The sequence below is a fragment of the Kitasatospora sp. NPDC087271 genome (assembly GCF_044744605.1).
GTDB lineage: Bacteria > Actinomycetota > Actinomycetes > Streptomycetales > Streptomycetaceae > Kitasatospora.
This window is the reverse complement of record NZ_JBIUYQ010000003.1, coordinates 59,137-84,909: the sequence shown is the minus strand read 5'-3', so window position 1 is coordinate 84,909 and position 25,773 is coordinate 59,137. Positions and strand designations below refer to the sequence as shown.

The following is a 25,773-nucleotide window of genomic DNA, read 5'->3' as shown; positions in this document are numbered from 1 at the left end:
GTGGGCGGCCAGCGGATCGTCGTCATCGGCGTCGGCAACGAGTACCGCCACGACGACGGCGCCGCCGTGGCCGTCCTGGCCGAACTCGCGGCGGGAGGCCTCGCCGCCGACCGCCTCACCCTCTGCGACGGTGAGTCCACCCGACTCATGGAGCTGTGGGAGGGCGCCGACCTGGCGGTCGTGGTCGACGCGGTGCACGGCCACCCTGGCGAGCCGGGCCGGATCCACCGGGTCACCGTCGACGCCGACCACCTGCTCGCCGACCCCCTGGCGGACGACGAGGCGGCGGCCGGAACCCACGGCCTGGGCCTCGGCCACGGTGTCGCGCTGGCCGCCGCACTCGGCAGGCTGCCGCGCGAGCTGCTGATCGTCGCGGTGGAGGGCGTGGACTTATCGATCGGCGAGGGCCTGAGCCCGGCTGTCGTCGACGCGGTGCCGCGCGTCGTCGCCGAGGTCCGCCGGGCGGTGGAAGGGCACCGGGCGGAGGCGTCATGACACCGAACCGCGGACGGTCGAGGCCTGCGGCTCGCGAGCAGCAGCCGCCCGCCGTCACCGAAACCGAGCGCACCCGATCGGGCGGGTGCCTCCCCGTGCCCGGTCGGCCCATCCGTCCGCCGTTCCTCTTCCCCTGGGGCGCCGTCGGCGTCCGGAGTACGGTGGAAGAGCCACTGTCCGCGGCCCGCGGGTTCGGTCCGTGGTGCCCCGGCGAGAGCGTCAGGCCGATCCAGGCGAGCCAAGGGCAGGTGTTCCGACATGACCGCAACCTCCGAGCCCGGCGGTGGCCGGGTGTCCCACCCGGAGCCGCCCGCGCGGCTCTCGCTGGTCCCCGAGGGCGTCGCCCCGGGGCGGCTGGGCGGGGCCTGGTGGCCCCGTTCCCACGACCTCCTTCGTGAACTCCCCCCGCTGGCGGCGACGCTGGCCCCGTCGTGGGGAGAGATCCTCCGCGTCACCGTGAACCCGGCGCACTGGCCGGTCATCCCCCGGCGCGTCCCGGTCACCGGCCATGTCATCCACGTCGGCTGGTTCGAACAGGAACAGGACGCGGAGGAGGTGGTGGTGTGCTCCTTCGTGCCCCGGCGACTGGACCTCCTGGTGATTCCCCCCGGGACCGAGGCCCAGACCGCCGAGTGGCTGATGACGGCGGCATGCGAACCGGCCAACACCCGCACCGCCACCGAACTCCTGGCCGCCGCGGGCGCCCCGACGGAAGGCGCACGGACAGGCGGGTGACCACGGTCAGTGGCGGACGGCGCTCCGCTCCCGACCGGCCGACCCCTCCCGTGACGTCCCGCGATCGGCTCCCGCTCCGGACCGCTCGGGGCGGCACGCGTTCGCACCGCACTCGACGCGGTAGGCCTCGACCGAGGGTGTGAGCAGGCGGCGCCGACCACGGAAGACCACTGTCGGAGGAACGGCCATGACAGCAGCCGAAAGTGCAGGGCAGCGCACCACGGCCTGGGTGGTGGAGCGCCCCGGCCCGATGTGCTCGTCCCCGCTGCGCCGGGTGCAGCGGATGCTGGAACCGCCCGGACCCCGGGAGTTGTTGATCGAGGTCGGGGCCTGTGGAGTGTGCCGCACCGACCTGCACCTGGCCGAGGGCGACCTTCCGCCGCACCGGCCCGCCTGCACACCGGGGCACGAGATCGTCGGCCGGGTGCTGAGCACGGGCCGGGAGGTGCGGGACTTCTCTCCCGGCGACCGGGTCGGCGCGGCCTGGCTCGCGAGCACCTGCGGCGGCTGCCGGTACTGCCGGGCCGGCCGCGAGAACCTCTGCCCGAACTCCCGGTACACCGGCTGGGACGTCCAGGGCGGCTACGCCGGACACACCCTCGTGGACGCCGGGTACGCCTACCCGCTCCCCGAGGGGCCGCCCGACGAGGACCTCGCCCCGCTGCTGTGCGCCGGCATCATCGGCTACCGCGCCCTGGAACGCGCGCAGCTGCCGCCCGGCGGACGGCTGGGCATCTACGGCCTCGGCGCCTCCGGGCACCTCACCGCGCAGCTCGCGCTCGCCCGGGGCGCCACCGTGCACGTCCTCACCCGGGCCGCGAGCGCCCGGCGCCTGGCCCTGGAGCTGGGCGCGTCCTCCGTCGGCGACGCCTACGACACACCGCCCGAACCCCTCGACTCGGCGATCCTGTTCGCCCCGGTCGGCGACCTGGTGCCGGTCGCGCTCGCCGCGCTGGACCGCGGCGGCACGCTGGCGGTGGCCGGGATCCACCTCACCGACGTACCCGCCCTCGACTACCGGCGGCACCTCTTCCAGGAGCGCAGTCTGCGCAGCGTCACCGCCAACACCCGTGAGGACGGCCTCGCCTACCTCGCGGAAGTCGCCCGGCACCACCCGACGGTGCACGTGCAGCGTTACCCCATGAACCGTGCCGACGCCGCGCTGGCCGACCTCGCGGCGGACCGGGTCACCGGAGCCGCCGTCCTCATCACGCAGTGAAGGCTCCGGCCCCGGGACTGGTAGGCCCGCAGGTCGAGGTGCCGCGTATTCAAGCGCGGTCGACATGACGGACACGAAGAGCCATGACTCGGGCGCCGCGAGGCTGGGGGCGACGACCGGAGTCGAGCGGCGGGGCCCTGCAGCGGTGCACCGGTGCCAGGCCGCTCAGTCCGCCGCCTCGGCGTCCGCCACGGCCCGCTTGACGGCGGCGAAGCTGTCCGGGGTGACGGAGATCGAGTCGATCCCGGCGCGGACCAGGAAGCGGGTGAAATCCGGGTCGTTGCTCGGGCGTTGGCCGCACAGGCCGACGTGGCGGCCGGCCGTGTGGGCGGCGGCGATCAGGGTCTCGATGCTGCGGGTGACGGCCGGGTTCCGCTCGTCGAACAGGTGGGCGAGCAGGCCGGAGTCGCGGTCGACGCCGAGGGTGAGCTGGGTGAGGTCGTTGCTGCCGATCGAGAAGCCGTCGAAGCGCTCGGCGAACTGCTCGGCGAGCAGGATGTTGGCCGGGATCTCCGCCATCACGTACACCCGCAGGCCGTTCGTGCCCCGGGCGAGCCCGTTGTCGGCCATCACCGCCAGGACCTCGTCGGCCTCCTGCGGGGTGCGGCAGAACGGGATCATCACCACGACGTTGGTGAGCCCGAGTTCGTCCCGGGCCCGGCGCAGCGCCCGGCACTCCAGGGCGAAGCCCTCGCGGTACCCGGGGGCGTAGTAGCGGCTCGCGCCGCGCCAGCCGATCATCGGGTTGGCCTCGACCGGCTCGAACGGTGCGCCGCCGACCAGCCGGGCGTACTCGTTGGTCTTGAAGTCGCTGGTGCGCACCACCACCGGGTCCGGCCAGCGGGAGGCCGCGATCCGGGCGACGCCGTGGGCGAGCCGGTCGACGAAGTAGTCGGTCCGGTCCGGGTAGCCGTACGTCAGCTCGTCGACCAGCCGCCGGTCCTCGGCGGAGAGCCGCTCGGGGTGGACCAGCGCCATCGGGTGGACACGCACCTGGTGGGCGACCACGAACTCGGTACGGGCCAGGCCCACGCCGTCCGCCGGCAGCCGCCACCAGCGGAACGCGGCACCCGCGTCGGCGAGGTTGAGCATGACCTTCGTCCGGGTGGCCGGCAGCGAGCCGAGATCGGTGTCGGTCGCCTCGTACGCGACCAGTCCGGCGTACACGTGGCCGTCCGCGCCCTCGGCGCAGCAGACCGTCACCTCCTGTCCGTCCGCCAGCACGGCCGTCGCGGTCCCGGTGCCGACCACCGCCGGCACTCCCAGCTCGCGGCTGACGATCGCCGCGTGCGAGGTGCGGCCGCCGTGGTCGGTGACGATCGCGGAGGCCCGCTTCATCAACGGCTCCCAGTCCGGGTCGGTGATCTGCGTGACCAGGACCGCGCCCTGCGGGAACCGCTCCAGTCCGACCGGATCGGCCAGCGCGCACACCGGTCCCGCCCCGATGGCCTCGCCGACGGCGATGCCGTCCACCAGCCGCTCGCCCGTGCCGGTGAGCCGGAAGCGGCGCAGCACCTCGCCCCGGCGGCGGGACTGCACGGTCTCCGGACGGGCCTGGACGAGGAACAGCTGCCCGCTGATCCCGTCCTTGGCCCATTCGAGGTCCATCGGGCAGCCGTAGTGCTCCTCCACGGCCGTCGCCCACTCGGCGAGCGTGCGGATGTCACCGATGCCGAGCACCCGGGCCGCCCGCTCCCCGGGCTCGGTGTCGACGGTCCGGGTCGAGCCGTTCGCGGCGTACACGGCCTTGCGGCGCTTGGCCCCGAGCTGCACCTGGATCACCGGGTCGAGCCGGTGGTCCTTGAGCGTCGGCTTGAACACGGTGTACTCGTCCGGGTCCACCTGCCCGCTCACCACGGTCTCGCCCAGCCCCCAGGCCGCACTGACGATCACCACGCCGGGGAAGCCGGTCTCGGTGTCCAGGGTGAACGCCACGCCCGCGCCCGCGAGGTCGGAGCGCACCATCAGCTGGACGCCGACGGACAGGGCCAGCGCGAGCTGGTCGAAGCCCGTCCGCTCGCGGTAGTCGATCGCCCGGTCGGTGAACAGCGAGGCGTAGCAGCGCAGGCAGGCGGCGAGCAGGGCCTCCGTCCCGCGGACGTTGAGGAAGGTCTCCTGCTGGCCCGCGAAGCTCGCCTCCGGCAGGTCCTCGGCGGTGGCGCTGCTGCGCACGGCGACGTCGGGGTCCTGACGCCCGGCCTCACGGGCGAGCCGTTCGTACGCCTGCGCCACGTCCCGTTCCAGCGCCGGCGGCAGGGGCGTGGCCAGCACGGCGGAGCGGATCGCGCCGCCGACCTCGGGCAGCGGGGCGCCCTCGTGCAGGCGGTCGAGCTGCCCGGCGATCCGCTCGCGCAGGCCGTCGGTGTCCAGCAGCTCCCGGTAGGCGTCGGCGGTGGTCGCGAAGCCGTCCGGCACCCGGACGCCGGTGGGCCCCAGCCCGTTGATCAGCTCGCCGAGCGAGGCGTTCTTGCCGCCGACCAGGCCGACGTCCTCCCGGCCGAGGTCGCGGAAGGGGATGACACGGCGCATGGCTTCCTCCAGGCGCGCTGGCAGGGCGGCCGCACGGCGCCGGACGCGCCGGGGGCTCCGTCCCTGTCACTGTCCGCCCGGCCCGGAGACGCGGGACAGTGCCGCAGGGGCTCGGGATCGGGTCCGGTCGGCGGCCGGACCGGGGCCGTTCGACCCAGGGGCCGACCGTCCCGTCGCCTCGCCGGGATACCGTGCACCGTCATCGAGGGGCGATACGGGAGCTTGCCATGGGACGACCGGTCGAGAGCGGGCAGCCGCGACTACGGCGTCAGCTGGGCGTGTTCGACGCCGTGGTCGTCGGTCTGGGGTCGATGGTCGGCGCGGGGATCTTCGCCGCCTTGGCTCCGGCCGCCGGCGCGGCCGGCTCGGGCCTGCTGCTCGGGCTGGTGCTCGCGGCGGTGGTGGCGTACTGCAACGCGACCTCCTCGGCCCGGCTGGCCGCCCGGTACCCGCAGTCCGGCGGGACGTACGTCTACGGGCGCGAGCGGCTGGGAGAGTTCTGGGGCTACCTGGCCGGTTGGGGGTTCGTGGTCGGCAAGACCGCGTCCTGTGCCGCGATGGCGCTGACGGTGGGCGGCTACGTGTGGCCCGGTCGGGCGCACGCGGTGGCGGTGGCCGCGGTGGTGGCGCTGACGGCGGTGAACTACGCCGGCGTGCGGAAGTCCGCGTGGCTGACCCGGGCGATCGTCGCGGTGGTGCTGGCGGTGCTCGCCGCCGTCGTGGTGGCCGCGCTGACCTCGGACGGCGCGGAGGCGTCCCGGCTGGACGTCGGTGCGGACGCCACGGCGCACGGGATCCTCCAGGCGGCGGGCCTGCTGTTCTTCGCGTTCGCCGGCTACGCCCGGATCGCCACCCTCGGGGAGGAGGTCCGCGACCCGGCCCGCACCATCCCCCGGGCCGTCCCGGTGGCGCTGGGCATCGCGCTCGCCGTCTACGCCCTGGTCGCCGTCGCGGTCCTCGCGGTGCTCGGGCCCGAACGCCTGGCCGCGGCCGCTGCGCCGCTGGACGAGGCCGTCCGAGTGGCGGGCACCGGTTGGCTGGCCCCGGTGGTGCGGGCGGGGGCGGCCGTGGCCGCGCTCGGCTCGCTGCTCGCCCTGATCCTCGGCGTCTCCCGCACGACGCTCGCGATGGCCCGCGACCGGCACCTTCCACACGCGCTGGCGGCGGTCCACCCCCGGTTCCAGGTGCCGCACCGCGCCGAGCTCGCGGTCGCCGCCGTCGTCGCGGTGGTGGCGGTGACCGCGGATGTGCGCGGGGCGATCGGGTTCTCCTCCTTCGGGGTGCTGGCCTACTACGCCGTCGCGAACGCCTCGGCGTGGACGCTGACCAGGGCAGAGGGCCGCCCGCCGAGGCTGGTTCCCGCAGTCGGCCTGGCGGGCTGTCTGGTGCTGGCGTTTGCCCTGCCCCTGTCCGCGGTGCTCTCGGGAGCCACCGTCCTGGCGGCCGGCGCCGTCGCCTACGCGGTGCGCCGGGGTGTCTCCTCGTAGGCCACGGTCGCCGTGCGGCCCCGCGGCCGGGGTCGTACGGCCCTATGGGCGGGCGCGAGGGCGAGCGAGCCTGGCCGTGGGGGCGGCACGTGGAGAGCGGGGCGGGGCCTGCCGGGCCCGGCCTGCACGCTCATGTGCCGGTACCTACCGCTACGGCCGGATCACGGAGGCCCAGCCATGACCGAACCCGTCATCGTCGGTGTGGACAGCTCCGGACGGAGCCTGCGCGCCCTGGTGTGGGCCGCCCACGAGGCGGCCCTGCGCGGGGCCCGACTGCGCGTCGTCCATGTGCTGCCCACCTGGGAGCACGACATCCCGTTCCACCCGCCCGGCATGTGGCTCAACGTCCGTGACCGGGGCGCCGACATCGTCGCCGAGGCCGCGGCGATCGCGACGGAGAGCCAACCCGGCCTCGACGTGTCACCGGAGCTGATCATCGGACGTCCGGCGACCGTGTTCATCGACGCGGCCGAGCACGCGAGCGCGGTCGTGCTCGGCGCCCGGGGAGAGGGCGGGCTGCGCAACGTGCTGCTCGGCTCGGTCAGCCTCCAGGTGGTCGGGCACGCGGCCGCCCCGGTCGTCGTGGTCGGCTACGTGAACAGCGGGCACGACCGGATCCTGGTCGGCACCGACGGCTCCGCGGGCTCCACGGCGGCGCTCGGCTACGCCTTCGAGGAGGCGTCCCTGCGCAAGGCCGTGCTGTACGTCCTGCGGTCCTGGGGCATGCCGGCGACCGCGGAGGCCGGCGCCGCGGCGGCGGACCCCGGGGAGGTCACCGCGCGGCTCCGGCGTGAGCTGGGTGAACAGCTCGTCGGCCTGCGGGCCCGCCACCCGGACGTCACGGTCCAGGAGGAACTGGTCCGCTCCGGGCCGAGCGCCGCGCTGATCCGCGCCTCCGAGCGGGCCGACCTCGCCGTGGTCGGCTCCCGTGGCAAGGGCGGTTTCCACGGACTCGCCATGGGCTCCGTCAGCCACGCGCTGCTGCAGTACGCGATGTGCCCGGTGGCGGTGGTCCGACCGGTGGGTGGGGCGGACGCGGCCTGACCGGCATCACGCGCCGGGCCGACCCTCCGGGCGTCGGCCCGGCCCGGGACGCGACGAACGTGGTCGGCCGGGATCCCGTCCCGTCCCGGCCGGTATCGGCGGGGGTAGCTGCCGACGCCTTCCGGTGCCGGGCGGGTTCAGTACGGCGGCGAGGGAACGGTCACGACCGGGCAGTGCGCGCGGTGCAGCAGGCCGTGCGGGACGGAGCCGAGCCGCATCCCGGTGAAGCCACCGTGCCCCCGGCGGCCGACGACGACGGCGAGGGCGTGTTCGGCGGCCTCGGCCAGCTCCTCGACCGGGTGGCCGCGCATCAGCTCGTGGGCCGTGGCGACGTCGGGGTGGAGCTCGCGCCGGCCGGCGGTGGTCTCGAAGAGCATCCGGCGCAGGATCCGCTCGGTGTCGCGTTCGTCGAGGTTGACGACCGGCGGGCGCTGCCACACCCAGACGATGCGCAGCGCCGCACGCCGTTCGGCGGCGAGGTCGAAGGCGAAGTCCACGGCGGCCGCCGAGGACGGGCTGCCGTCCACACCGACCACGACGTAGGGCGGGTCCTGGGTGACGTGCTCGGGATCGCGGACGACCACCACCGGGCAGTGGGCCTGCGCGCTCACCGGGACGGCCACCGAGTAGACGCTCAGCACCTCCGCGGCCCGGCGCAGCCGACGGGATCCGAGCACGACCAGAGTGGCGTGGGCGGACTCGCGGCACAGCGCCGGGGCGGGGACGTCCTCGACCACGGCGGTGGTCACCGCCAGCCCGGGGTGCCGCTCCCGGGCCACCGCGCAGGCCCCGTCGAGCGCCTCGTCGGCCCGCTGGCGCAGGGCCGTGTGGTACCGGCCCTCGTCGAAGGCGCGGAACTCGCGGAACGGCGACGGTACGGCGTGCACCAGCCGCAGCGGCAGGCCTCGGCGGTCGGCCTCGTCGGCGGCCCAGGCGGCAGTCATCGGGCCGGTGTCGAGCGCGTCGACGCCGAGGACGACGGGATCGCTGGGGCCGTCGGAACGCACGGGTGTCATGGCTCCTCCTCGGGCCCGGTGACCGGACCCCGACTCCGACCCTAGGCAGGCCCGAGGCCCTGCACGAGGGTCGACCGGCCCCACGGCCGGAGCCCACGGGCCCCACCCGCGACTCCCCGGCCGGCCCCTCGGCCCGTCAGTCGGCGAAGAGGTGCGGGTTGGGCGGTACGGGCGCGGCGGCCTCGTGCTCGTTGCGGAAGTGGTGGATCCGGGCGTCCGGGCCGGGGAAGTACTCCGTCACCCGGTCGCTGTCGGACCAGCGCACGTCGTACGGCGGGCTGCCGTCCGGGTGGTGCAGGCCGACGATCTCGCCGTCCCTCCTGGTGGCTCCGGGCCGGGTGCCCTGGACGATGATGCGGTCTCCCACGGCGGCTTTCATGCCGTCCTCCCAGGGTCGGTACGTTGGACGGGCCGACCGTCCGTACCTCCATGGCACCACTGCGCGTGGGGTGGTGCAGGGGCCGGACGGTCCCGGGCCGGGGCCCGCCGGCCCAAGCGCCGGTGCCCGACCTGCGGTGTGCTGGGGGAGCGCAGGCGCGGCGGACGGCCCGCACCCCACGGAGGCGAACGAGATGAACGGCACCGACCGGACGACGGGTGAGCGGCGGATCGTCGTCGGCGTGGACGGCTCGCGCCCGTCCCGAGCAGCGCTGCGCTGGGCTCTGGGGGAGGCCCGGCTGACCGGTGCCGTCGTGGAGGCGGTGACCAGCTGGGATGAGCCGGGCGTGTACGGACGGGGCATCACGGTGTCCCCGGAGGAGTCCGACGCCGTCGCCGGGGCGGAGCTCGCCGAGCTGGTGACGCGGGAGACGGTCCGGGCCCCGGGGACCGCCGTGCGGCAGCGGGTGGAGCACGGCAGCGCCGGCGAGGTCCTGGTGAAGCTCTCCGAGGGGGCCGCACTCCTGGTGGTCGGCAGCCGGGGCCTCGGCGGCTTCGTCGGCGCGCTGCTCGGCTCGGTCGCCCGGTACTGCGTCCGGCACGCCCACTGCCCCGTGGTCCTCGTCCGTGGCGACTTCGCGGCCGGCCCGGTCGGGGGCGGGCGACCCACAGCGAGGGGCCCCTCGGGCCAGTCACCAGGGCCGTCAGGCCCTCGGGAGACAGAGGCGGGTTCGGCAGACTGACCTACGACAGCACCTGCCACCCCGGCAGGGAGGAGGCGCGTCATGTCCGTCGCAGCCACCACGCACAGGCATCCGGCCTCGCGCACGTCCCTGCGCGAGCACGTCCGCCGGGCCACCGGCCGGGACGGCAATCCGCTCTGCCGCCCGGTGGACCGGGCGTACAGCCGTCTGGTCGCGGGGCTGGCGTTGACGATGCTCGCCACGTTCGTGCTGGCTTCGGTGGCGGCGCTCCTGGTGTTCGGCGCCGAGACGCACACCGCGCAGCAGGTGGCCCGACACCGGCACGTCGTCACCGCCGTCACCACCGGCGCGGCCCGGTCGGACGATCTGCGGGCGGGAAACCCGCAGGCGCACGCTCCGGCCCGCTGGACGTACCCGGTCGGGCCGGGTGGCGGGGTCGTCCCGGTGCCGGAGGGCACGGTCGCCGGGACGGCCGTTGCGACCGGGCTGAACGACGCCGGGAACCCGGTCGGCGCGCCCAAGGCGGCCACGGAGATCCTGTCGGATGCCGCCCTGGTGGGCCTGGGCACGGTCTTCGTGCTCGGGCTGGCGGCGGAGGGCGGCTTCGCGCTGCGCCGCCACACGCTGGACCGGCGGGCGGAGGAGGACTGGGAGCCCGCCTGGGAGCAGGTCGAGCCGCTCTGGTCCGGGCGGAAGTGAGGGAGCGGTGCCGGGTGGCGGACCGGTGTCAGAGGTGGAAGCGGCGGGTCTCGCCCGGCCGGACCGTCGTCTGCGTGCCGCGCAGGCGGATCAGGACCGGCTCCTGGCGGTCCTCGCGCAGGCTCACCGTGACCGAGCGCCGGTCGACGGCGATCGTGAGGCCCCAGTGGCCCCGGTAGCGCAGGTCGAGGTCCAGCCGGCCGAGGGCGGACGGCAGGTGCGGGTCGAGCCAGAGAGCGTCCTCGCGGACCTCCAGACCGGTGTAGCAGCGCTGTAGCAGGTCGACCGCGCCCGCCATCGCGCCCAGGTGGACGCCCTCGGCCGTGGTGCCGCGCTGGCTGTCCCGCAGGTCGGCCGCCAGGGTGTCGCGGAAGTACCGCCAGGAGGCGCGGCGGTCGGATCGGGTGAGCACCCAGGCGTGCACCACGGAGCTGAGCGTCGAACCGTGGACGGTGCGCCGCAGGTAGTAGTCGGTGGTGCGGCGGAGCAGTTCGTGGCCGGCGGGGTAGCCCAGGTGCCGCAGCAGGTCGCGGACCTCGCGGGCGGAGAACAGGTACCAGAGCATCAGGGTGTCGGCCTGTTTGGACGCCTTGTAGCGGTTGACCGTGTCGCCCTCGGCCTCCAGGACGCGGTCGAGGCGGCGCAGGTCGGGGTAGCGGCGCCGGTAGGCCGCCCAGTCGAGCTCGGCGAGCCGCTGGTAGCCGTCGAACTGGCTGAGGACGCCTTCGTGGAACGGGACGTGGAGGTGGCGGCCGACCTCCTGCCAGCGGTCCAGCTCCAGGGCGTCGAGCGAGAGGCGCTCCAGCAGTTCCTCTCGCCGGTAGCCGGGCAGGACGTCCAGGGCGTCCCGGGCCCGGGCCAGCACCCAGGAGGCCAGCACGTTGGTGTAGGCGTTGTCGTCCAGACCGGGCCGGTCGGCCCCCGGGTAGGCGTCGTGGTACTCGTCGGGGCCGAGCACACCGCGGATCGACCAGCGCCGGCGCCCCTGGTCGTAGACGGCGGCGGAGGACCAGAACCGGGCGATCTCCAGCAGCGTCTCGGCACCCGCCGAGGCGAGGAAGTCCCGGTCCCCGGTGGCCTGGTAGTACTGCCACACGTTGTAGGCGACCGCGGAGCCGACGTGCCGCTGGAGGTGGCTGTGGTCGGGCAGCCAGCGGCCGGACAGCGGGTTCAGGTGCAGCTGCTGGGATTCCTCGCGGCCGTCGCTGGCGCTCTGCCACGGGTACATCGCCCCGCGCAGGCCGATCCGGCGGGCCTCCTGGCGGGCGGCGTCCAGACGGCGGTGGCGGTAGCGGAGCACGGCGCGGGCGAGTTCGGGCAAGCGCAGGTTGAGCAGCCGCAGGACGAACAGCTCGTCCCAGAAGACGTGTCCCCGGTACGCCTCGCCGTGCAGCCCGCGGGCCGGGACGCCGACGTCCAGGTCGATCGAGTGCTCGGAGTAGGTCTGGAGCAGGTGGAACAGGTTCAGGTGCAGCGGACCGGTGCCGTCGAAGTCCGCCTCGATCCGACATCGGCGCCACAACTCCGCCCAGCGCACGGTGTGTTCGGCCAGCAGGTCGTCGAAGCCCCCGGCCTCGGCGGCGAGCAGCCGACAGGCGTGCAGCGGGGTCTCGATCGCCCGGTCGCGGGAGGTGTGCAGGGCCACGGTCTTCTCCACCGTCACCGGCCGGCCGAGCCGGGCCCGCACGGTGAGGAGGTGGGCCGTCCAGCCGTCACGGCACTCGGCCGTCACCGTGGCCCGTCGCGCCCTGGTCCGGGCGCACAGGGCGATCCGAAGGGGCGAGCCGGCCGCGGCGGCCTCCAGCCAGAGCAGCCCGTCGCCGTCCACGCCCTGGCCGGCCGTGACGAGGTGTTGCTCGGCCAGCCCCCGGTAGCGGGCGACGCCGGTGTTGGCGACGGCGCCGTCCAGCGCCGAGCGGACTTCCAGCGCACCCGTCCAGTTCTCCGGCGTGAACGTGCTCTCCAGAGCGAGCAGGTGCGGCCGGGCCTGGCTGGCGAGGCGGCGCTGGACCAGCCGGGTCCGTCGGCCCTGGCCGTCGACCACGAGGGCGGTGCGGGTCAGCAGGCCCCGGCGCAGGTCCAGCTCGACGGTCTGTTCGGCGGGCGGACCGGCGAACCAGTCGCCGCCGACCGGGCGGAAGGTCAGCGGCAGCCAGTTCGGGCAGTTGACCAGGTCCTCGTTGGTCACCACCCGCCCCGCGACCGTCGACTCCGCCCGGTCGTAGCAGCCCGCCAGGTACGTCCCCGGGTAGTGCACCCCGTCCGCGAACGCTTCCGGCGCGGCACCCCGGCTGACCACGTAGCCGTTGCCGACCGCGCACAGCGCCTCCCGTAGCCCCTCCTCGGCCGGGTCGAAGCCCCGGTAGCGGAGGGTCCAGGGGTCGGGCATGACGGGGTACCCCGCCGGTGTGTGCGTTGCCACGACGAGACCTCCGTTGCCGACCGGCCTGACCCCAGTCTGAGCAACGCCCGACCGGCCCGCCCCTCGGACGGTGCGCGGCCGGGCAGCCGGGCAGCCGGGCAGCCGGGCAGCCGGGCAGCCGGGCCGCCGGGCCGCCGGTCGGCCGGGCGGCCGGGGCCGGTCGGCCCTCCCGTGGCCGTGGCCGGGCGTGGAGGCTGGAGGAGACCGATCGGCGAGGGCCGAGGAGACGCGCCATGCCCACCGTTCATCCGCCGCGCAGCACCGCCGAGGCGCTGCTGGCCGACGGCACCACCGTCGGGATCCGCCCACTCGGCCCGCGGGACCACCAGGCGGTGCTCGACCTGCACACCACCGGGATGTCCGAGGAGAGCCGTCGGATGCGGTTCTTCGGGGTCAGCCGCAACGCGCCGGGGCAGGCCGCCGACCGGCTGTGCGGGCCGCCGCGCCCCGGCCTGCTGGCGCTGGGGGCCTGGATGGGGGAGGAACTGCTCGGCGAGGCCGACTGCGAACCGCTGGACGACCCGCCGGAGACGGCGGAACTGGCGCTCGCGGTGGCCGACCACTGGCACGGCCGAGGCGTCGCCACCCTGCTCCTGGAGCACCTCGTGCACGCCGCCCGGGCGGCCGGCATCCGTGCTTTCGAAGCCGACACCCTGTTCGGCAACCGCGCGGTGCACAAGGTCTTCGCCGACCTCGGCCTGCCCGTCCAGCGTTGCTTCGCGCACGGCGAGGTCAGGCTCCGGGTCCCGCTGGAGGAGACGGACGAGCGCTACCGCGCCGCGGTCGACGAACGCGGGCGCCGGGCCGACCTGGCGAGCCTGGCGGCGCTGCTGCGCCCGGCCTCGGTCGCGGTGGTCGGGGCGTCCCGCCGGGAGGGGTCGGTCGGGCGGACCGTCCTCGGGAAGATCCGGCAGGGCGGCTTCACCGGGCCGGTCTGGGCGGTCAACCCGCACGCGGACGAGGTCGGCGGCGAGCGCGCGTACCCGTCCGTCGGCGCGCTGCCCGCCGTGCCGGACCTCGCCGTGCTGGCCGTGCCCGCCGCCGCGGTCCCAGGGGTGGCCGAGGAGTGCGGCGCCGTCGGGGTCCGGGCGCTGGTGGTGCTCACCTCCGGGCTCGGGCCGCAGGAGGCCCGGCGGCTGATGCGCGCCTGCCGCCGCCACAGCATCCGCCTGGTCGGGCCGAACAGCCTGGGCATGGCCCAGACCGAACCCGCGATCCGGCTGGACGCCGAGTTCGGCGGCGCCTTCCCCCGGCCGGGCAGCGCCGGGGTGGCCGTCCAGAGCGGTGGGGTGGGGATCGCGCTGCTCTCGCGGCTGGCCTGGCTGGGCATCGGGGTGTCGAGCTTCGTCTCGCTCGGCGACAAGTACGACGTCAGCGGCAACGACCTGCTCCAGTGGTGGGAGGCGGACGGCCGGACCGATCTGGCGCTGCTCCACCTGGAGTCCTTCGGCAGCCCGCGCGCCTTCGCCCGTACCGCCCGCCGCGTGACCCGGACCATCCCGGTGCTCACCGTCGACGCCGGCCGCTCGACGGCCGGCCGCCGGGGCGCCGCCTCGCACACCGCGGCCGCCGCCACCCCCACCGTGACCCGGGAGGCGCTGTTCCGGCAGGCGGGCATCACGGCCACCCGGAGCATCGAGGAACTCGTCGAGGCCGCCGCCCTGTTGCACGCCCAGCCGCTGCCCGCTCCGCGCAGCGCGGTCGCCGTGGTGTCCAACGCCGGCGGCATCGGCATCCTGGCCGCCGACGCCTGCGTCGAGGCGGGCCTGGAACTGCCGGAACTCCCTGTGGAACTGGGGGATCTGCTTCCGCCCGGCGCCTCCGTCCGTAACCCGGTGGACACCACGGCGGCGGTGCGTCCGACCGAACTCGCCCTCTTCCTGCGCGCGTTGGAGCGCGAGGAGGCCGTCGACGCGATCCTGGTGTGCCTGGCCCCGACGGCGCTGTGCGCCACCCCCGCGCAGGAACCGGTGCGCGCCCTGCTGGAGGCCCCGGCCCGGCGACGCGTCCCGATCGCCGCCGTGCTGCTCGACCAGCAGGTGCCCGTGCGCTACCGCGGCTGCGCCGACGGCGGCATGCTGCCGGCCTACTCCGACACCCTCGCCGCCGCCCGTGCCCTCGCGCACGCCCGGGACCGCGCCCGGTGGCTCGCCGAAGCCCCCTCCGTGCCCGCCGAAGCCCCGGACTGCGACCGGCGCACCGCCCGCAGCCTGGTCGACGGCTACCTCACCACCCACCCCGAGGGCGGCTGGCTCGACCCGCTGACCACCGCCGATCTGCTGGAGGCCTACGGGCTGCCGCTGACCACCACGGTCTGGGCCCGCGACGAACACGCGGCCTCCGTCGCCGCCACCGGTCTGCGCCGGCTCGGGCACGAGGGGAAGGCGGTCATGAAGGCGTACTGGCCCGGCCAGGTACACAAGAGCGCGCTGGGCGCCGTCCGCACCGGCCTGGCCACCGATGCCGAAGTGCGCTGTGCCTACCGCGAGTTCACCCAGAAGTTCGGTCCTCAGCTGGCCGGGGCGGTGGTCCAGCCGATGGCGGCGCCCGGGGTGGAACTGCTCGCCGGCGTGGTCCAGGACCGGGTCTTCGGCCCGCTCGTCGTCCTCGGGGCGGGCGGCACCGCCGCCGACGTCCTGGCCGACCGGGTGGCCCGGCTCGCCCCGCTCAGCGAACGCGACCTGACCACCATGGTCACCGAACTCCACAGCGCACCGCTGCTGTCGGGCGGCGCCGGCGCGCCCCCGGTGGACCTCGCCGCCGTGCGGTCCGTGCTCGCCCGGCTGTCCCGGCTGGCCGACGACCTCCCGGAACTCGTCGAGGCCGACCTCAACCCCGTCATCGCCCGGCCCGACGGCGCGCTCTGCGTGGACGCCCGGGTCCGCCTCGAACCGAGGCCGTCCTTCGACCCCTACCTGCGGCGGCTGCGTCGGCCGGCGGCCACCGAGGGGGAGTGGGCACCGTGAAGCACAGCATCCTCGACGGCACGTCGGCCGACACCTTCCCGGCCTCAGGTTCCGCACGACCGCCCGGCAGGACCCGGGTCGGCGACTGCATGAGCCGCCCCGGCGTCGCCGTCACCCCGGGCACCGACTTCGCCACCGTCGCCGCCGTGCTGAGCGCCTCGCGGCGCGGCATCGTGCCCGTGGTGACGCCGGACGGCACCGTCACCGGCGTGGTCGCCGTGTCCGACCTCCTCGCCGCCTACGCCGAGGAGGACCGCGAGGGCGAACTGCTCGCCCGCGACCTGATGGCCTCTCCCGGCGTCACCGTCACGGACGACACCGGCATCGTCGAGGCGGTGGCCCTGCTGGCCGGGCGCTCGCTGCACCACCTGCCCGTCGTGGACGGCGACGGCCGGCTGGTCGGGCTGCTGTCCTCGCACGACCTGCTGGACGCCCTGCGTCGCGTCGACGAGGAGATCAGGGCCGAGGCCCTCGAACTCGCCCTCACCCCCGGCAGCGGCGTCGCCCCGAGTTCGCTGCACGTCCGCTGCGAACGCGGCCGGGTCGCGGTGACCGGCCGCACCCGCACCCGCAGCGACGCGGCGGCGCTCTGCCTCCAGATCGCCCGCATCGAGGGACTCACCGGCCTCGCCGACCACCTCGCCTGGGACCTCGACGACGGCGTTCCGCCGGTCGGTTGACCGCACCCCGGCTCACGACGGAAGGCTCGCAAGGGAAGGCTCACAACGGAACGACCGCCACCGGGCACTGGGCGTGCTGGATCACCGCCTGGCTGGTGGAGCCGAGCCGGCCGAGCGGACCGTTCGGCCGGCCGTGGCGGCCCACCACGACCAGCCGCTGGTCGGCCGACGCCGCGACCAGCTCCTTCGCGGCCCCCGACCGCACGACCGACGTGGTGACGGCGACGTCCGGGAACCGCTCGCGCCAGCCCGCCAGCACCTCGGCGAGCAGCCGCTCGTGCTCCGCCGCGATGTGCCCCTCCTCGTAGACCGGTGGGACCTCGTGGCCCGGGCCGAGCAGCGGGGGGTAGCTCCAGGCATGGAGCACGGCCAGGGGGAGGGACTGCCGTAGGGCGGCCTCGAAGGCGTAGGCGAGCACCGGGCCCTCCGCTTCCCTGCCCTCGACCCCGACCGCCACGCCGCCCTCGGTCACCGGCTCGTGGTGCACCACCACGACCGGGCACGGCGCGTGGGCGGCCGCGTACAGGCTGGTCGAGCCCACGAGCAGTTCGGGGAAGCCTCCCGAGCCCCGGTCGCCGACCACGAGCAGCTCCGCGCCCGCCGCGGCCCCGACCAGGGTCTCGCGCGGCGGACCGTCGACGAGCTCGGCCGCGACGGTGAGCCCCGGGTGGCGGGCGGCGACCCGGGCCCACTCCGCGTCGAGGCGCTGGGCCTCGGCCGGCCCGGTGCCGCCGTACCTGGCGTGGACCAGCCGCAGGTCCGCCCGTCGGCGGAAGGCCTCGTCGACCGCCCAGTCGACCGCGGCCCGGCTCCGGGTCGACGGGTCCACGCCCACCACGACGAATCGGTTCATCGACGGCACCTCCGCACCGTGTCGATCGGCCCCGTCCCTCAGGCTATGTCGCTCACCGGATCAGCACCCGTTCGCCCGAGCGCGGCACCACGGCGGTCCAGCCGAGCTCGCGGTCGATCCGGTCGCGCAGCGCCTCCGAGCCCTCCGGCTCGCCGTGGACGAGGTAGACCGTGCTGGGCGGCGGCGCGGGACGCAGCCACTCGATGATCTCGGCGGCGTCGGCGTGCGCGGAGAAGGCGGGGACGTTGACGACCTCCGCGCGCACCGGGACGTAGGTGCCGTACATCTTCAGCGCTCGGGCGCCGTCCACCAGGTCCCGGGCCCGGGTGCCCTCGGCGGCGTAGCCGACCACCACGACGGTGTTGCGGGCGTCGGGCAGCAGCCGGCTCAGGTGGTGCACGACCCGGCCGCCGGTGGCCATGCCGGAGGCGGAGACGATGACCGCGGGGCCGTGCGCGCGGTCCAGGGCGAGCGATTCCTGGAGCGAGCGGACCAGGGTGAAGGGCTCCGGGTCCAGGGCGGCCGGGCCCTCGGCGAGGACGTCGGGGCGCAGCTGGTCGGAGCCGGCCGCGAAGGCGTCCCGGTAGATCTGCAGGGTGGCGAGGGCCATCGGGCTGTCCACGTAGACCGGCACGGCAGTCGGCAGCCGGCGGACCCGGCGCAGTTCGGCGAGCTGGTGCAGCACGACCTCGGTGCGGTCGACCGCGAAGGACGGGATGACGACGGTGCCGCCCCGGGCCAGGGTGCGCTCCAAGGCCTGGGCGAACCACTCGCGGGCGGCCGTCTCGTCGTGCTGCCGGTGGCCGTACGTGGACTCCATCAGCAGGACGTCGGCGCCGGTGAACGGCTCGGGCGGGCGCAGCAGCGGGTGGACGGGGCGGCCGAGGTCGCCGCTGGCGGCGATGGTGTGGCCGTCCTCCAGGGTGAGGTGGGCCCAGGAGGAGCCGAGGATGTGCCCGGCTCGGTGCAGCCGCAGCACGATGCCGGCGGTGATCTCGACGTCGGTGTCCAGCGGGACGGGGTCGAACATCCGCAGCGCGTTCTCGACGTCCTCGTCGTCGTAGAGCGGCTGGGCCGGGCGGTGCTTGGACCAGCCGTGCTCGTTGGCGTGGTCGGCCTCCTCGCGCAGCAGGTGGGCGCTGTCGCGCAGGATCAGCTCGGCGATCCGGGCGGTGTCGGGGGTGGTCAGCACCGGCCCGCGGAAGCCGTCGCGGACGAGCCGGGGCAGGTAGCCGCAGTGGTCCAGGTGGGCGTGGGTGAGCACCACGGCCCGCACGTCGGCCGCGTCCAGGGGCAGCGGGCGCCGGTTGCGGCGGCGCAGTTCGGCCAGGCCCTGGAAGAGGCCGCAGTCGATCATCAGGCGGGCGTGGTCGGTCTCGACCAGGAACTTGCTGCCGGTGACGGTGCCCACGCCGCCGAGGAAGGTCAGCAGGCCCGGTCGGGGCCGCGGTCGGGGTCCGCCGCTCTCCGTCGTCATGGCCGCCTCCAGCGGGACTCGGGGTCTCCATCGTCGCGCCGTCCGGCCGTGCTGTCCCGGGCCGGATCGGCCCAGGTGACAGGGACCGTCCGGCCCTGTCCGGCGGCGTGGGGCGGGCGGACAGTGAAGGCGGGACCACCGGAGGAGGAGTGAGGATGATGCAGCACCGCAGCGTCAACGAGGTGATGACCCATGAGGTCGTCACCGCCCGGCCCGACACACCGTTCAAGGAGGTCGCGGCGCTGTTCCACCGCAACGACATCACCGCGATACCGGTGATCGACGACCAGAGGCGGCCGCTCGGCATGGTGTCCGAGGCGGACCTGATCCGCAAGGAGGCCGTGCTGCCGGATCCGGAGGGCCGCTTCCCGGGCCGCTGGCTGGACGCCAAGGACCGAGCCCGTGCCGAGGCGGAGACCGCCGGTGGGCTGATGACCAGCCCTGCGGTCACGGCCCGCCCCGGCTGGTCGGTGCCCGAGGCCGCCCGTGCCATGGACAGGCACAGGGTCAAGCGCCTGGCGGTCGTCGACGAGATCGGCCGCCTGGTCGGCATCGTCAGTCGCCGGGACCTGCTGGAGGTGTTCCTGCGCCACGACGCGGCCATCCTGGAGGAGATCCACCACGACGTGCTCGGACGGACCCTGTGGCTCGCTCCCGGTGAGGTCCAGGTGGCGGTGCACGACGGCGTGGTCACGCTGAAGGGCCGGCTGCCCCGTCGCAGCCTGGTCCCGATCACCGAGCAGCTGTGCCGCGCCGTGGACGGCGTGGTCGCCGTCCACGCCACGCTCGACTGGACCGAGGACGACACCGGTCAGCAGTTCGAACACCCTCGCGCCTACCGCGCAGCACCGTAGGAGGCTGTCGTGACCCGCACACCGAGCACCGTCGCCGACGTGATGACCCACGGGGTGGTCGCCGTCGGCCGCGACGCGGACTTCCGTGAGGTGGCCGAGACGCTGCAGCGCTGGCAGGTCAGTGCGGTTCCCGTGCTGGCCGGGGACGGCCGGGTGGTCGGGGTGGTCTCCGAGGCCGACCTGCTCACCGCCCGGGACCGTGACGGCGAGCGCGCCGACGCGCTGACGGCGGGGCGGATGATGTCCGTCCCGGCGGTCACCGTGCACCCCGGCAGCCCGCTCAACGAGGCCGGCCGGGCGATGGCCCGCGGCCACCTCAAGCGGCTGCCGGTGGTCGACGAGGAGGACTACCTGGTCGGCATCGTCAGCCGGGGCGACCTGCTGAAGGTCTACCTCGACGATGACCGCGAACTCGCCGACCGGGTCCGCTTCGAACTGGTCGCCACCCTCGGGCCGGCCGCCGCGGTGGACACCGACGTCCGCTCCGAGAACGGCCGGGTCACCCTGACCGGCGGCCTGCCCGCCCCCGTCACCGCCCCCGTCCTGGAACGGCTGGTGCGCTCCGTACCCGGCGTGGTCGGCGTCGAACTCAGGCTCGCCACGCCCGCCTGAACGGGGGTACGGCGGTGGCCCCGGTTCCCTCCGCCCCCCCACGGGCCGCCGCCGCGCGGGGTGGTGATCGGCCCCGGTGCGCGGAGTGGACCGGCGGCGCAGAATCGGTGGTGTCACCCTCCGCGCACCCAGGGAGCAGGCCATGGACACGCCCCAGCCCGTACGGGTGTTCCTGCTGGACGACCACGAGGTCGTCCGGCGCGGTGTCCGCGACCTCCTGGAAGCCGAGCCCGACATCGAGGTCGTCGGCGAGGCGGGCACCTGCGCGCAGGCTCTCGCCCGGGTGCCGGCGCTTCGCCCGGACGTCGCCGTCCTCGACGTCCGCCTGCCGGACGGCGACGGCGTCACCGTCTGCCGAGAGCTCCGCGACCGGATGCCCGACCTGGTCTGCCTGATGCTGACCTCCTTCGACGACGACGACGCCCTGCTCGACGCGATCATGGCCGGAGCGGCCGGCTACGTCCTGAAGCAGGTCAAGGGCGCCGACCTGGTCGGCGCGGTGCGTACGGTCGCCTCGGGGCAGTCCATGCTCGACCCCGCCACCACCCACAAGCTGATGGAGAGCCTGCGCCACCACGAGGAGAGCGGGACCGACGCCGCCCTCGCCGGGCTCACGCCCCGCGAACGGGAGATCCTCACCCTCGTCGGCGAGGGCAAGACCAACCGCCAGATCGGCCAGGAACTCTATCTGGCCGAGAAGACCGTGAAGAACCACGTCTCGCGCCTGCTCGCCAAACTGGGCGTCGAGCGCCGCCTCCAGGCCGCCGTCCTCGCCGCCCACGCAGAGCCCGAGCAACACCACCAGCGCCCGCACTGAGCCCCGGTGCCCGGGTGGGCCCGCGGATTGAGCCGAACGGCCCAAGCGCCGCCCCGGGGCCCGGCCGCACGGTGGAGGTGACCCGGCAGCCGTGCCCGACGAAGCACACCTGGAGGCGGCCATGCCCACCCTCGCCCTCGATGCCACGACACTGGAGAAGCTCGTCTCCGCGGCGGTCGCGGCGCCGTCGATCCACAACAGTCAGCCCTGGCGCTTCCGGCTCGAACCGGCGACGTCGACGCTGGAAGTCCGGGCCGCCCGTGAGCGGGCCGTCCCGGCCGCCGATCCGCAGGGCCGGGCGTTGCACATCTCCGTCGGCGCAGCCGTGCTCAACCTGCGCGTGGCCGCCCGCCACCTCGGCTGGGCGCCCGACGTCCGGCTGCTGCCGGATCCGGCCGAGCCGGACCTGTTCGCCGCCGTCCGGCTCGACACCCCGGCCACGGCGCCGGTCCCGGGCACGGAGCAGCTGTACGAGGCGATCTGGCACCGGCACTCCATCCGCACGCCGTTCACCGGCGAGCCGGTCCCGTCGGCCGTCCTCGACGAACTGGCCACGGCCGCCCGGGCCGAGGAGGCGACGCTCCACCTGCCCGACCACGCGGAGACCTCCCGGCTGCTGCAACTGACCGCCGAGGCAGAGCGCCGCAACACCACCGACCGGGCCCAACGCACCGAGAGCCGCGACTGGATCCGCACCGGCGACACCCCGCCCTACGGCATCCCGGTGGCCGCGCTCGGCCCGCAGGACCTGGACGGCCGCCTGCCGATGCGGGACTTCGCCGCCCTCCGGGCCGCAGAGCACCAGGCCCCCGCCGCCTTCGAGCACGAGCCGCGGATCGCCGTGCTCACCACCGAGCACGACACCCCGACGGACTGGCTGCGCGCCGGGACCGCCCTGGAACACGTGCTGCTCACCGCCACCGTGCACGGCGTCCGGGCCTCCCTGCTGCACCAGGCGATGGAATGGCCCTACCTGCGGTGGGAGACCCGCGACCCGCGCCAGCGCCCCGGATTCGTCCAGATGCTGATCCGGCTCGGCTACGGCCCCGAGGGCGCCCCCACCCCTCGCCTGGCGGCCGGCCACGTGCTGGACTAGTCCGTCGGCAGCGGGACCTGCCAGACCAGTTCGGTGCCGCCCTCGGGCCGGCTGCGGGCGGTGAAGGTGCCGCCCAGGGCGGTGGCCCGGTCGGCCAGGTTGACCAGCCCGCTGCGCCGGCCGCCGTCGGGCAGACCCACCCCGTCGTCCCGGACGACGAGCGTCAGCTCGGGCCCGGCGGTGATCGACACGTCGACCGCGCCCGCCTTCGCGTGGCGGGCGGCATTGGACAGGGCCTCCTCCAGGACGGCGACGGCCGCGTCCGAGACCTCGGCCGGCACCGCGGTGTCGAGCAGGCCGGTCGTCCGCAGGGCCGGGGAGAACCCGAGTGCCCGGGTGGCGTGCTCGACCACCTGCGCCACCCGGGAGCGCAGCCCGGCCGAAGCCGGGCCGGACTCGCGCAGCCGCAGGCCGAAGATGGTGGCGCGGATCGTCCTCGCCGTCTCGTCCAGGTCGTCGATCGCCCGCAGGACGCGTTCGGTCGCCTCGGGATGGTCGATGAAACGGGTGGCGCCCTGGAGCGTCATCCCGGTGGCGAAGAGCCGCTGGATCGCCAGGTCGTGCAGGTCGCGGGCGATCCGGTCACGATCCTGCAGCAGCGCGATCTGCTCGGAGTCGCGGCGCCGCTCGGCGAGTTCCATCGCCACCGCCGCCTGGGCCGCGAAGCCCAGCAGCGGACCGGACTCGTTCTCCTCGAACAACGGGGCGCCGGCCACCCGGGCCAGCATCAGGACCCCGCGCACGCCCTGCGCGGTGGTGCCGATCGGCACCGCGACGGCCGGGCCGAGTCCCTCCCAGCGCGGTGGGCCGGCGGTGACCCTCGGGTCCTTGCGGACGTCCGGGCTCACCACGAGGCCGCCGGTGCGGACGGCCGCGCCGACGAACGAGCCCTCCACGGGCAGCACCAGGCCGCGGTGCTGCTGCTCGCCGAGACCGACGGCGGTCCGCACCTCCAGGTCGCCGGTGCCCGGCAGCGGCAGCGCGACGACGGCGAGGTCGGCGCCGACGATCTCGGTGGCCCGGGCGAGCAGGAGGTCCAGCACCTCCTGCTCCGCGCTGCCCGACAGGAGGCTGCTGGTGATCTCGGCGCTCGCCTCCAGCCAGCGCTCCCGCCGCCGGGCCCGGGCGTACAGCCGGGCGTTGTCGATCGACACTCCGGCGGCGACGGCGAGGGTGGAGAGCACGGACTCGTCCTCGGCGTCGAAGTCGCCGCCGCCCCGCTTCTCGGTCAGGTAGAGGTTGCCGAACACCTTGCCCCGGATCCGGATCGGCACGCCCAGGAAGGTCCCCATCGGCGGATGGCCGACCGGGAAGCCGTAGGAGGCCGGATGGTCGGAGATCCGGGCCAGGCGCAGCGGTTCGGGGTGGCGGATCAGCTCGCCCAGCACCCCGTGCCCGGACGGCAGGGCGCCGATCCGCCTGACCTGTTCGCCGGTCACCCCGACCGGGATGAACTGCGACAGCCGCTGGTCCTCGCCGATCACGCCGAGCGCGCCGTACTCGGCGTCCACCAGGGTGACCGCCGCCTCCACGATGTGCCGTAGGGCCTGGGCCAGCTCCAGGTCGCGGCCGACCGCCAGCACGGCCTCCAGCAGGCTGTGCACCCGGTCGCGGGTGCCCCGGGCCGCGTCCAGCCGGGCCTGGAGTTCGTCCAGCAACTCGTCCAGGCGCAGCTTCGGCACGGGGGCGGGACTCTCCGGTGCGCTGCCCAACGAAATCCTCCACGGCTCGCCCGACGCCACTGACCAGCCTAGGCCCGCCCGGCCGGCCGTGCCGGACACGCAGGGGCCGATCGGCCCAGTCACAGGACCGACCGGGCCCCTGGCGGCGACCGCGGCCGCGCGGAAACCTGGAAGGTGCGGGCGGACCCGGCCCGGCTCCGCCGCCCGAGAGGAGTGGTCAGGGCATGAAGGCACTCAGCTACCACGGAACCGGCCGCCGTACCTGGGGCGACGTCCCCGACCCCGTCGTCCGTGATCCCGAGGACGCCGTCGTCCGGGTGGACGCGGTCACCATCTGCGGTACGGACCTGCACATCCTCAAGGGCGACGTCCCCGAGGTCACCGGGGGCCGCGTCCTGGGCCACGAGGCCGTCGGCACCGTCACCGGGACCGGGCCGGGCGTCCGCACCGTCACGGCCGGAGACCGCGTCCTGATCTCCTGCATCTCCGCCTGCGGCCGCTGCGCCTACTGCCGGACCGCCGGCTACGGCCAGTGCACGGGCGGTGGCGGCTGGATCCTCGGCCACCTGATCGACGGCTGCCAGGCCGAGTACGTCCGCACCCCCTTCGCGGACACCTCCCTGCACCCGCTGCCCGACGGCGTCACCGACGAGGACGCCCTGCTGCTGGCCGACATCCTGCCCACCTCCTACGAGGTCGGCGTCCGCAACGGCCGGGTCGGCCCGGGCGACACCGTCGCGATCGTCGGAGCCGGGCCCATCGGACTCGCCGCGATCCTCACCGCCCGGCTCTACAGCCCGGCCCGCATCATCGCCGTCGACCTCTCCCGGAGCCGCCTCGACGCGGCCGGGCGCTTCGGCGCGGACACCGTCCTCACCACCGCGGAGGCCACCCCGGACGCCGTCCGGGAGCTGAGCCGGGACGGCCTCGGCGTCGACGTCGCGATCGAGGCGGTCGGCGTCCCCGAGACCTTCGAACTGTGCACCCGCCTGGTGCGCCCCGGCGGCCGGGTCGCCAACGTGGGCGTGCACGGCCGGCCGGCGGTGCTCCACCTGGAGGACCTCTGGATCCGCGACGTCACCATCACCACCGGCCTGGTCGACACGTACAGCACCCCGATGCTGCTCGGCATGCTGGCCGTCGGACGCCTGGATGTCGCGGGGCTGGTCACCCACCGTTTCGGCCTCGACGAGATGCAGGACGCCTACGACGTCTTCGCCGACGCGGCCGACACCGGGGCCCTCAAGGTCGCGCTCTTCCGGACGTGACCCCTGCCCTACGGAGGCGCCGCCACCATGACCGACCGTCCTGACACCACCGACACCACCGACATCGCCCGCCGGATCGTCGAGCGCCGCGACCAACTCGGCTTGAGCGAGCAGATGCTGGCCCACGAAGCGGCCATGGCACCGACCTATCTGCGGTACCTGCTGAAGGCCGGCCCGGAGTTCGACCCGCCCGGGTTCGTCCGGATCGCCGCCGCGCTCGGGCTGACCTGGCCGGAGCTGCTGGAGGGCCATCGCGCGGACGCCCCGCCGGGGTGGTCGAGGCCCGCCGCGCGCCCGCTGCCGCTGCACCTCACCGAACCGCAGTGCTGGGAGCTCGTCGGCACCCACGGTATCGGCCGGATCGGACTGCCCGGCCCGTCCGCACCGGCCGTTTTCCCGGTCAACTTCGCGGTGGACGCCGCAACGATCGTCTACCGTACGGCTCCCGGTGGCGCCGCCGCCCCGCCCGACGGTTCACCGGTCTCCTTCCAGGTGGACCACATCGACGACCGCCGGAGCCGGGGCTGGAGCGTCCTCGTCCTCGGCGAGGCCCGGCACGTCCACGAACCGGACGAGGAGCGACGGCTCTCGGCCCTGCCCGGCGCCACCCCGTGGGCCGGCGGTTCCCGGCCACTGTGGGTACGCGTCCGCCCGGACAAGATCACCGGCCGCCGGATCGGCAGCTGGTGAGCATTGACGCCAGATGGCCTGGAGGAGCTTCATGCGCCGGCCGTCAGCGG

Annotated in this window: 22 protein-coding genes; 15 read left to right on the top strand and 7 right to left on the bottom strand. The window is 75.2% G+C overall.

What is annotated here, in order from left to right; translation table 11 throughout:
* The 3 genes from ACIO9K_RS07225 (at position 1) to ACIO9K_RS07215 (ending at position 2,449) form a co-directional block, all read left to right on the top strand.
* Entirely contained in the window at positions 1 to 495 is a 495-nt protein-coding gene (locus ACIO9K_RS07225; RefSeq protein WP_400327639.1) for a hydrogenase maturation protease, read from the top strand.
* A gap of 258 nt (positions 496 to 753) precedes the next feature.
* A complete protein-coding gene (locus ACIO9K_RS07220; protein ID WP_400327637.1) occupies positions 754 to 1,230 on the top strand; it encodes a DUF5994 family protein in 477 nt (158 codons plus the stop codon).
* Positions 1,231 to 1,417: 187 nt separating this feature from the next.
* The gene (locus tag ACIO9K_RS07215) at positions 1,418 to 2,449 is read left to right on the top strand and encodes a zinc-dependent alcohol dehydrogenase family protein (protein WP_400327635.1); all 1,032 of its coding nucleotides are present in this window, start codon (positions 1,418 to 1,420) and stop codon (positions 2,447 to 2,449) included.
* Between the two features lie 165 nt (positions 2,450 to 2,614).
* Here ACIO9K_RS07215 and ppsA read toward each other — a convergent pair whose 3' ends face one another.
* Positions 2,615 to 4,978, bottom strand: coding sequence for a phosphoenolpyruvate synthase (gene ppsA, locus ACIO9K_RS07210; protein ID WP_400327633.1), 2,364 nt, complete (start codon positions 4,976 to 4,978; stop codon positions 2,615 to 2,617).
* A 227-nt stretch (positions 4,979 to 5,205) separates the two neighbouring features.
* Between ppsA and ACIO9K_RS07205 the strand changes: the two genes are divergently transcribed.
* Positions 5,206 to 6,465 (top strand): APC family permease, encoded by a 1,260-nt coding sequence (locus ACIO9K_RS07205; RefSeq protein ID WP_400327631.1) that lies wholly within the window; start codon positions 5,206 to 5,208, stop codon positions 6,463 to 6,465.
* A gap of 177 nt (positions 6,466 to 6,642) precedes the next feature.
* Positions 6,643 to 7,509, top strand: coding sequence for a universal stress protein (locus ACIO9K_RS07200; protein WP_400327629.1), 867 nt, complete (start codon positions 6,643 to 6,645; stop codon positions 7,507 to 7,509).
* A gap of 137 nt (positions 7,510 to 7,646) precedes the next feature.
* Here ACIO9K_RS07200 and ACIO9K_RS07195 read toward each other — a convergent pair whose 3' ends face one another.
* Together ACIO9K_RS07195 and ACIO9K_RS07190 are read right to left on the bottom strand one after the other, a co-directional pair.
* Positions 7,647 to 8,525 carry a universal stress protein gene (locus ACIO9K_RS07195; RefSeq protein ID WP_363623457.1) on the bottom strand — a complete coding sequence of 293 codons (879 nt, stop codon included), beginning with the start codon at positions 8,523 to 8,525 and terminating at the stop codon, positions 7,647 to 7,649.
* Between the two features lie 136 nt (positions 8,526 to 8,661).
* Positions 8,662 to 8,904, bottom strand: a complete 243-nt coding sequence (locus tag ACIO9K_RS07190; protein WP_363623459.1) for a DUF1918 domain-containing protein — start codon at positions 8,902 to 8,904, stop codon at positions 8,662 to 8,664.
* Positions 8,905 to 9,097: 193 nt separating this feature from the next.
* Here ACIO9K_RS07190 and ACIO9K_RS07185 point away from each other — a divergent pair, with 193 nt between their 5' ends.
* Both ACIO9K_RS07185 and ACIO9K_RS07180 read left to right on the top strand, forming a co-directional pair.
* Complete coding sequence (locus ACIO9K_RS07185) at positions 9,098 to 9,646, top strand: universal stress protein (protein WP_400327626.1); 549 nt, start codon at positions 9,098 to 9,100, stop codon at positions 9,644 to 9,646.
* Positions 9,647 to 9,688: 42 nt separating this feature from the next.
* Positions 9,689 to 10,306, top strand: a complete 618-nt coding sequence (locus ACIO9K_RS07180) for a hypothetical protein (protein ID WP_400327624.1) — start codon at positions 9,689 to 9,691, stop codon at positions 10,304 to 10,306.
* Positions 10,307 to 10,334: 28 nt separating this feature from the next.
* Here ACIO9K_RS07180 and ACIO9K_RS07175 read toward each other — a convergent pair whose 3' ends face one another.
* Complete coding sequence (locus ACIO9K_RS07175) at positions 10,335 to 12,695, bottom strand: glycoside hydrolase family 65 protein (RefSeq protein ID WP_400327622.1); 2,361 nt, start codon at positions 12,693 to 12,695, stop codon at positions 10,335 to 10,337.
* Positions 12,696 to 12,961: 266 nt separating this feature from the next.
* Here ACIO9K_RS07175 and ACIO9K_RS07170 point away from each other — a divergent pair, with 266 nt between their 5' ends.
* Positions 12,962 to 15,694: a GNAT family N-acetyltransferase gene (locus ACIO9K_RS07170; protein ID WP_400327620.1), complete on the top strand. Its 2,733-nt coding sequence runs from the start codon at positions 12,962 to 12,964 to the stop codon at positions 15,692 to 15,694.
* Positions 15,691 to 16,374 carry a CBS domain-containing protein gene (locus tag ACIO9K_RS07165; protein WP_363623469.1) on the top strand — a complete coding sequence of 228 codons (684 nt, stop codon included), beginning with the start codon at positions 15,691 to 15,693 and terminating at the stop codon, positions 16,372 to 16,374. The genes ACIO9K_RS07170 and ACIO9K_RS07165 overlap by 4 nt, the downstream gene beginning before the upstream one ends.
* 40 nt (positions 16,375 to 16,414) lie before the next feature.
* On the opposite strand, the gene ACIO9K_RS07160 is transcribed toward ACIO9K_RS07165, so the two are convergent.
* On the bottom strand, positions 16,415 to 17,227 hold the full coding sequence (locus ACIO9K_RS07160; RefSeq protein WP_400327618.1) for a universal stress protein: 813 nt from the start codon (positions 17,225 to 17,227) through the stop codon (positions 16,415 to 16,417).
* A 52-nt stretch (positions 17,228 to 17,279) separates the two neighbouring features.
* Entirely contained in the window at positions 17,280 to 18,704 is a 1,425-nt protein-coding gene (locus tag ACIO9K_RS07155) for an MBL fold metallo-hydrolase RNA specificity domain-containing protein (protein WP_400327616.1), read from the bottom strand.
* 158 nt (positions 18,705 to 18,862) lie between these two features.
* Here ACIO9K_RS07155 and ACIO9K_RS07150 point away from each other — a divergent pair, with 158 nt between their 5' ends.
* From ACIO9K_RS07150 to ACIO9K_RS07135, 4 genes are all read left to right on the top strand, one after another.
* Complete coding sequence (locus ACIO9K_RS07150; protein ID WP_363623475.1) at positions 18,863 to 19,558, top strand: CBS domain-containing protein; 696 nt, start codon at positions 18,863 to 18,865, stop codon at positions 19,556 to 19,558.
* 9 nt (positions 19,559 to 19,567) lie between these two features.
* Positions 19,568 to 20,170, top strand: coding sequence for a CBS domain-containing protein (locus ACIO9K_RS07145; RefSeq protein WP_400327614.1), 603 nt, complete (start codon positions 19,568 to 19,570; stop codon positions 20,168 to 20,170).
* Positions 20,171 to 20,312: 142 nt separating this feature from the next.
* A complete protein-coding gene (locus tag ACIO9K_RS07140; RefSeq protein WP_363623479.1) occupies positions 20,313 to 20,987 on the top strand; it encodes a response regulator transcription factor in 675 nt (224 codons plus the stop codon).
* A 91-nt stretch (positions 20,988 to 21,078) separates the two neighbouring features.
* Positions 21,079 to 22,083 carry an Acg family FMN-binding oxidoreductase gene (locus ACIO9K_RS07135; protein WP_400327611.1) on the top strand — a complete coding sequence of 335 codons (1,005 nt, stop codon included), beginning with the start codon at positions 21,079 to 21,081 and terminating at the stop codon, positions 22,081 to 22,083.
* Here ACIO9K_RS07135 and ACIO9K_RS07130 read toward each other — a convergent pair.
* A complete protein-coding gene (locus ACIO9K_RS07130; protein ID WP_400327609.1) occupies positions 22,080 to 23,765 on the bottom strand; it encodes a GAF domain-containing protein in 1,686 nt (561 codons plus the stop codon). The two genes, ACIO9K_RS07135 and ACIO9K_RS07130, sit on opposite strands and share 4 nt — an antisense overlap.
* A 224-nt stretch (positions 23,766 to 23,989) precedes the next feature.
* Here ACIO9K_RS07130 and ACIO9K_RS07125 point away from each other — a divergent pair, with 224 nt between their 5' ends.
* A complete protein-coding gene (locus ACIO9K_RS07125) occupies positions 23,990 to 25,033 on the top strand; it encodes an alcohol dehydrogenase catalytic domain-containing protein (protein WP_400327607.1) in 1,044 nt (347 codons plus the stop codon).
* Between the two features lie 27 nt (positions 25,034 to 25,060).
* Positions 25,061 to 25,723 (top strand): pyridoxamine 5'-phosphate oxidase family protein, encoded by a 663-nt coding sequence (locus tag ACIO9K_RS07120; protein WP_400327605.1) that lies wholly within the window; start codon positions 25,061 to 25,063, stop codon positions 25,721 to 25,723.
* Positions 25,724 to 25,773: the final 50 nt, after the last annotated feature.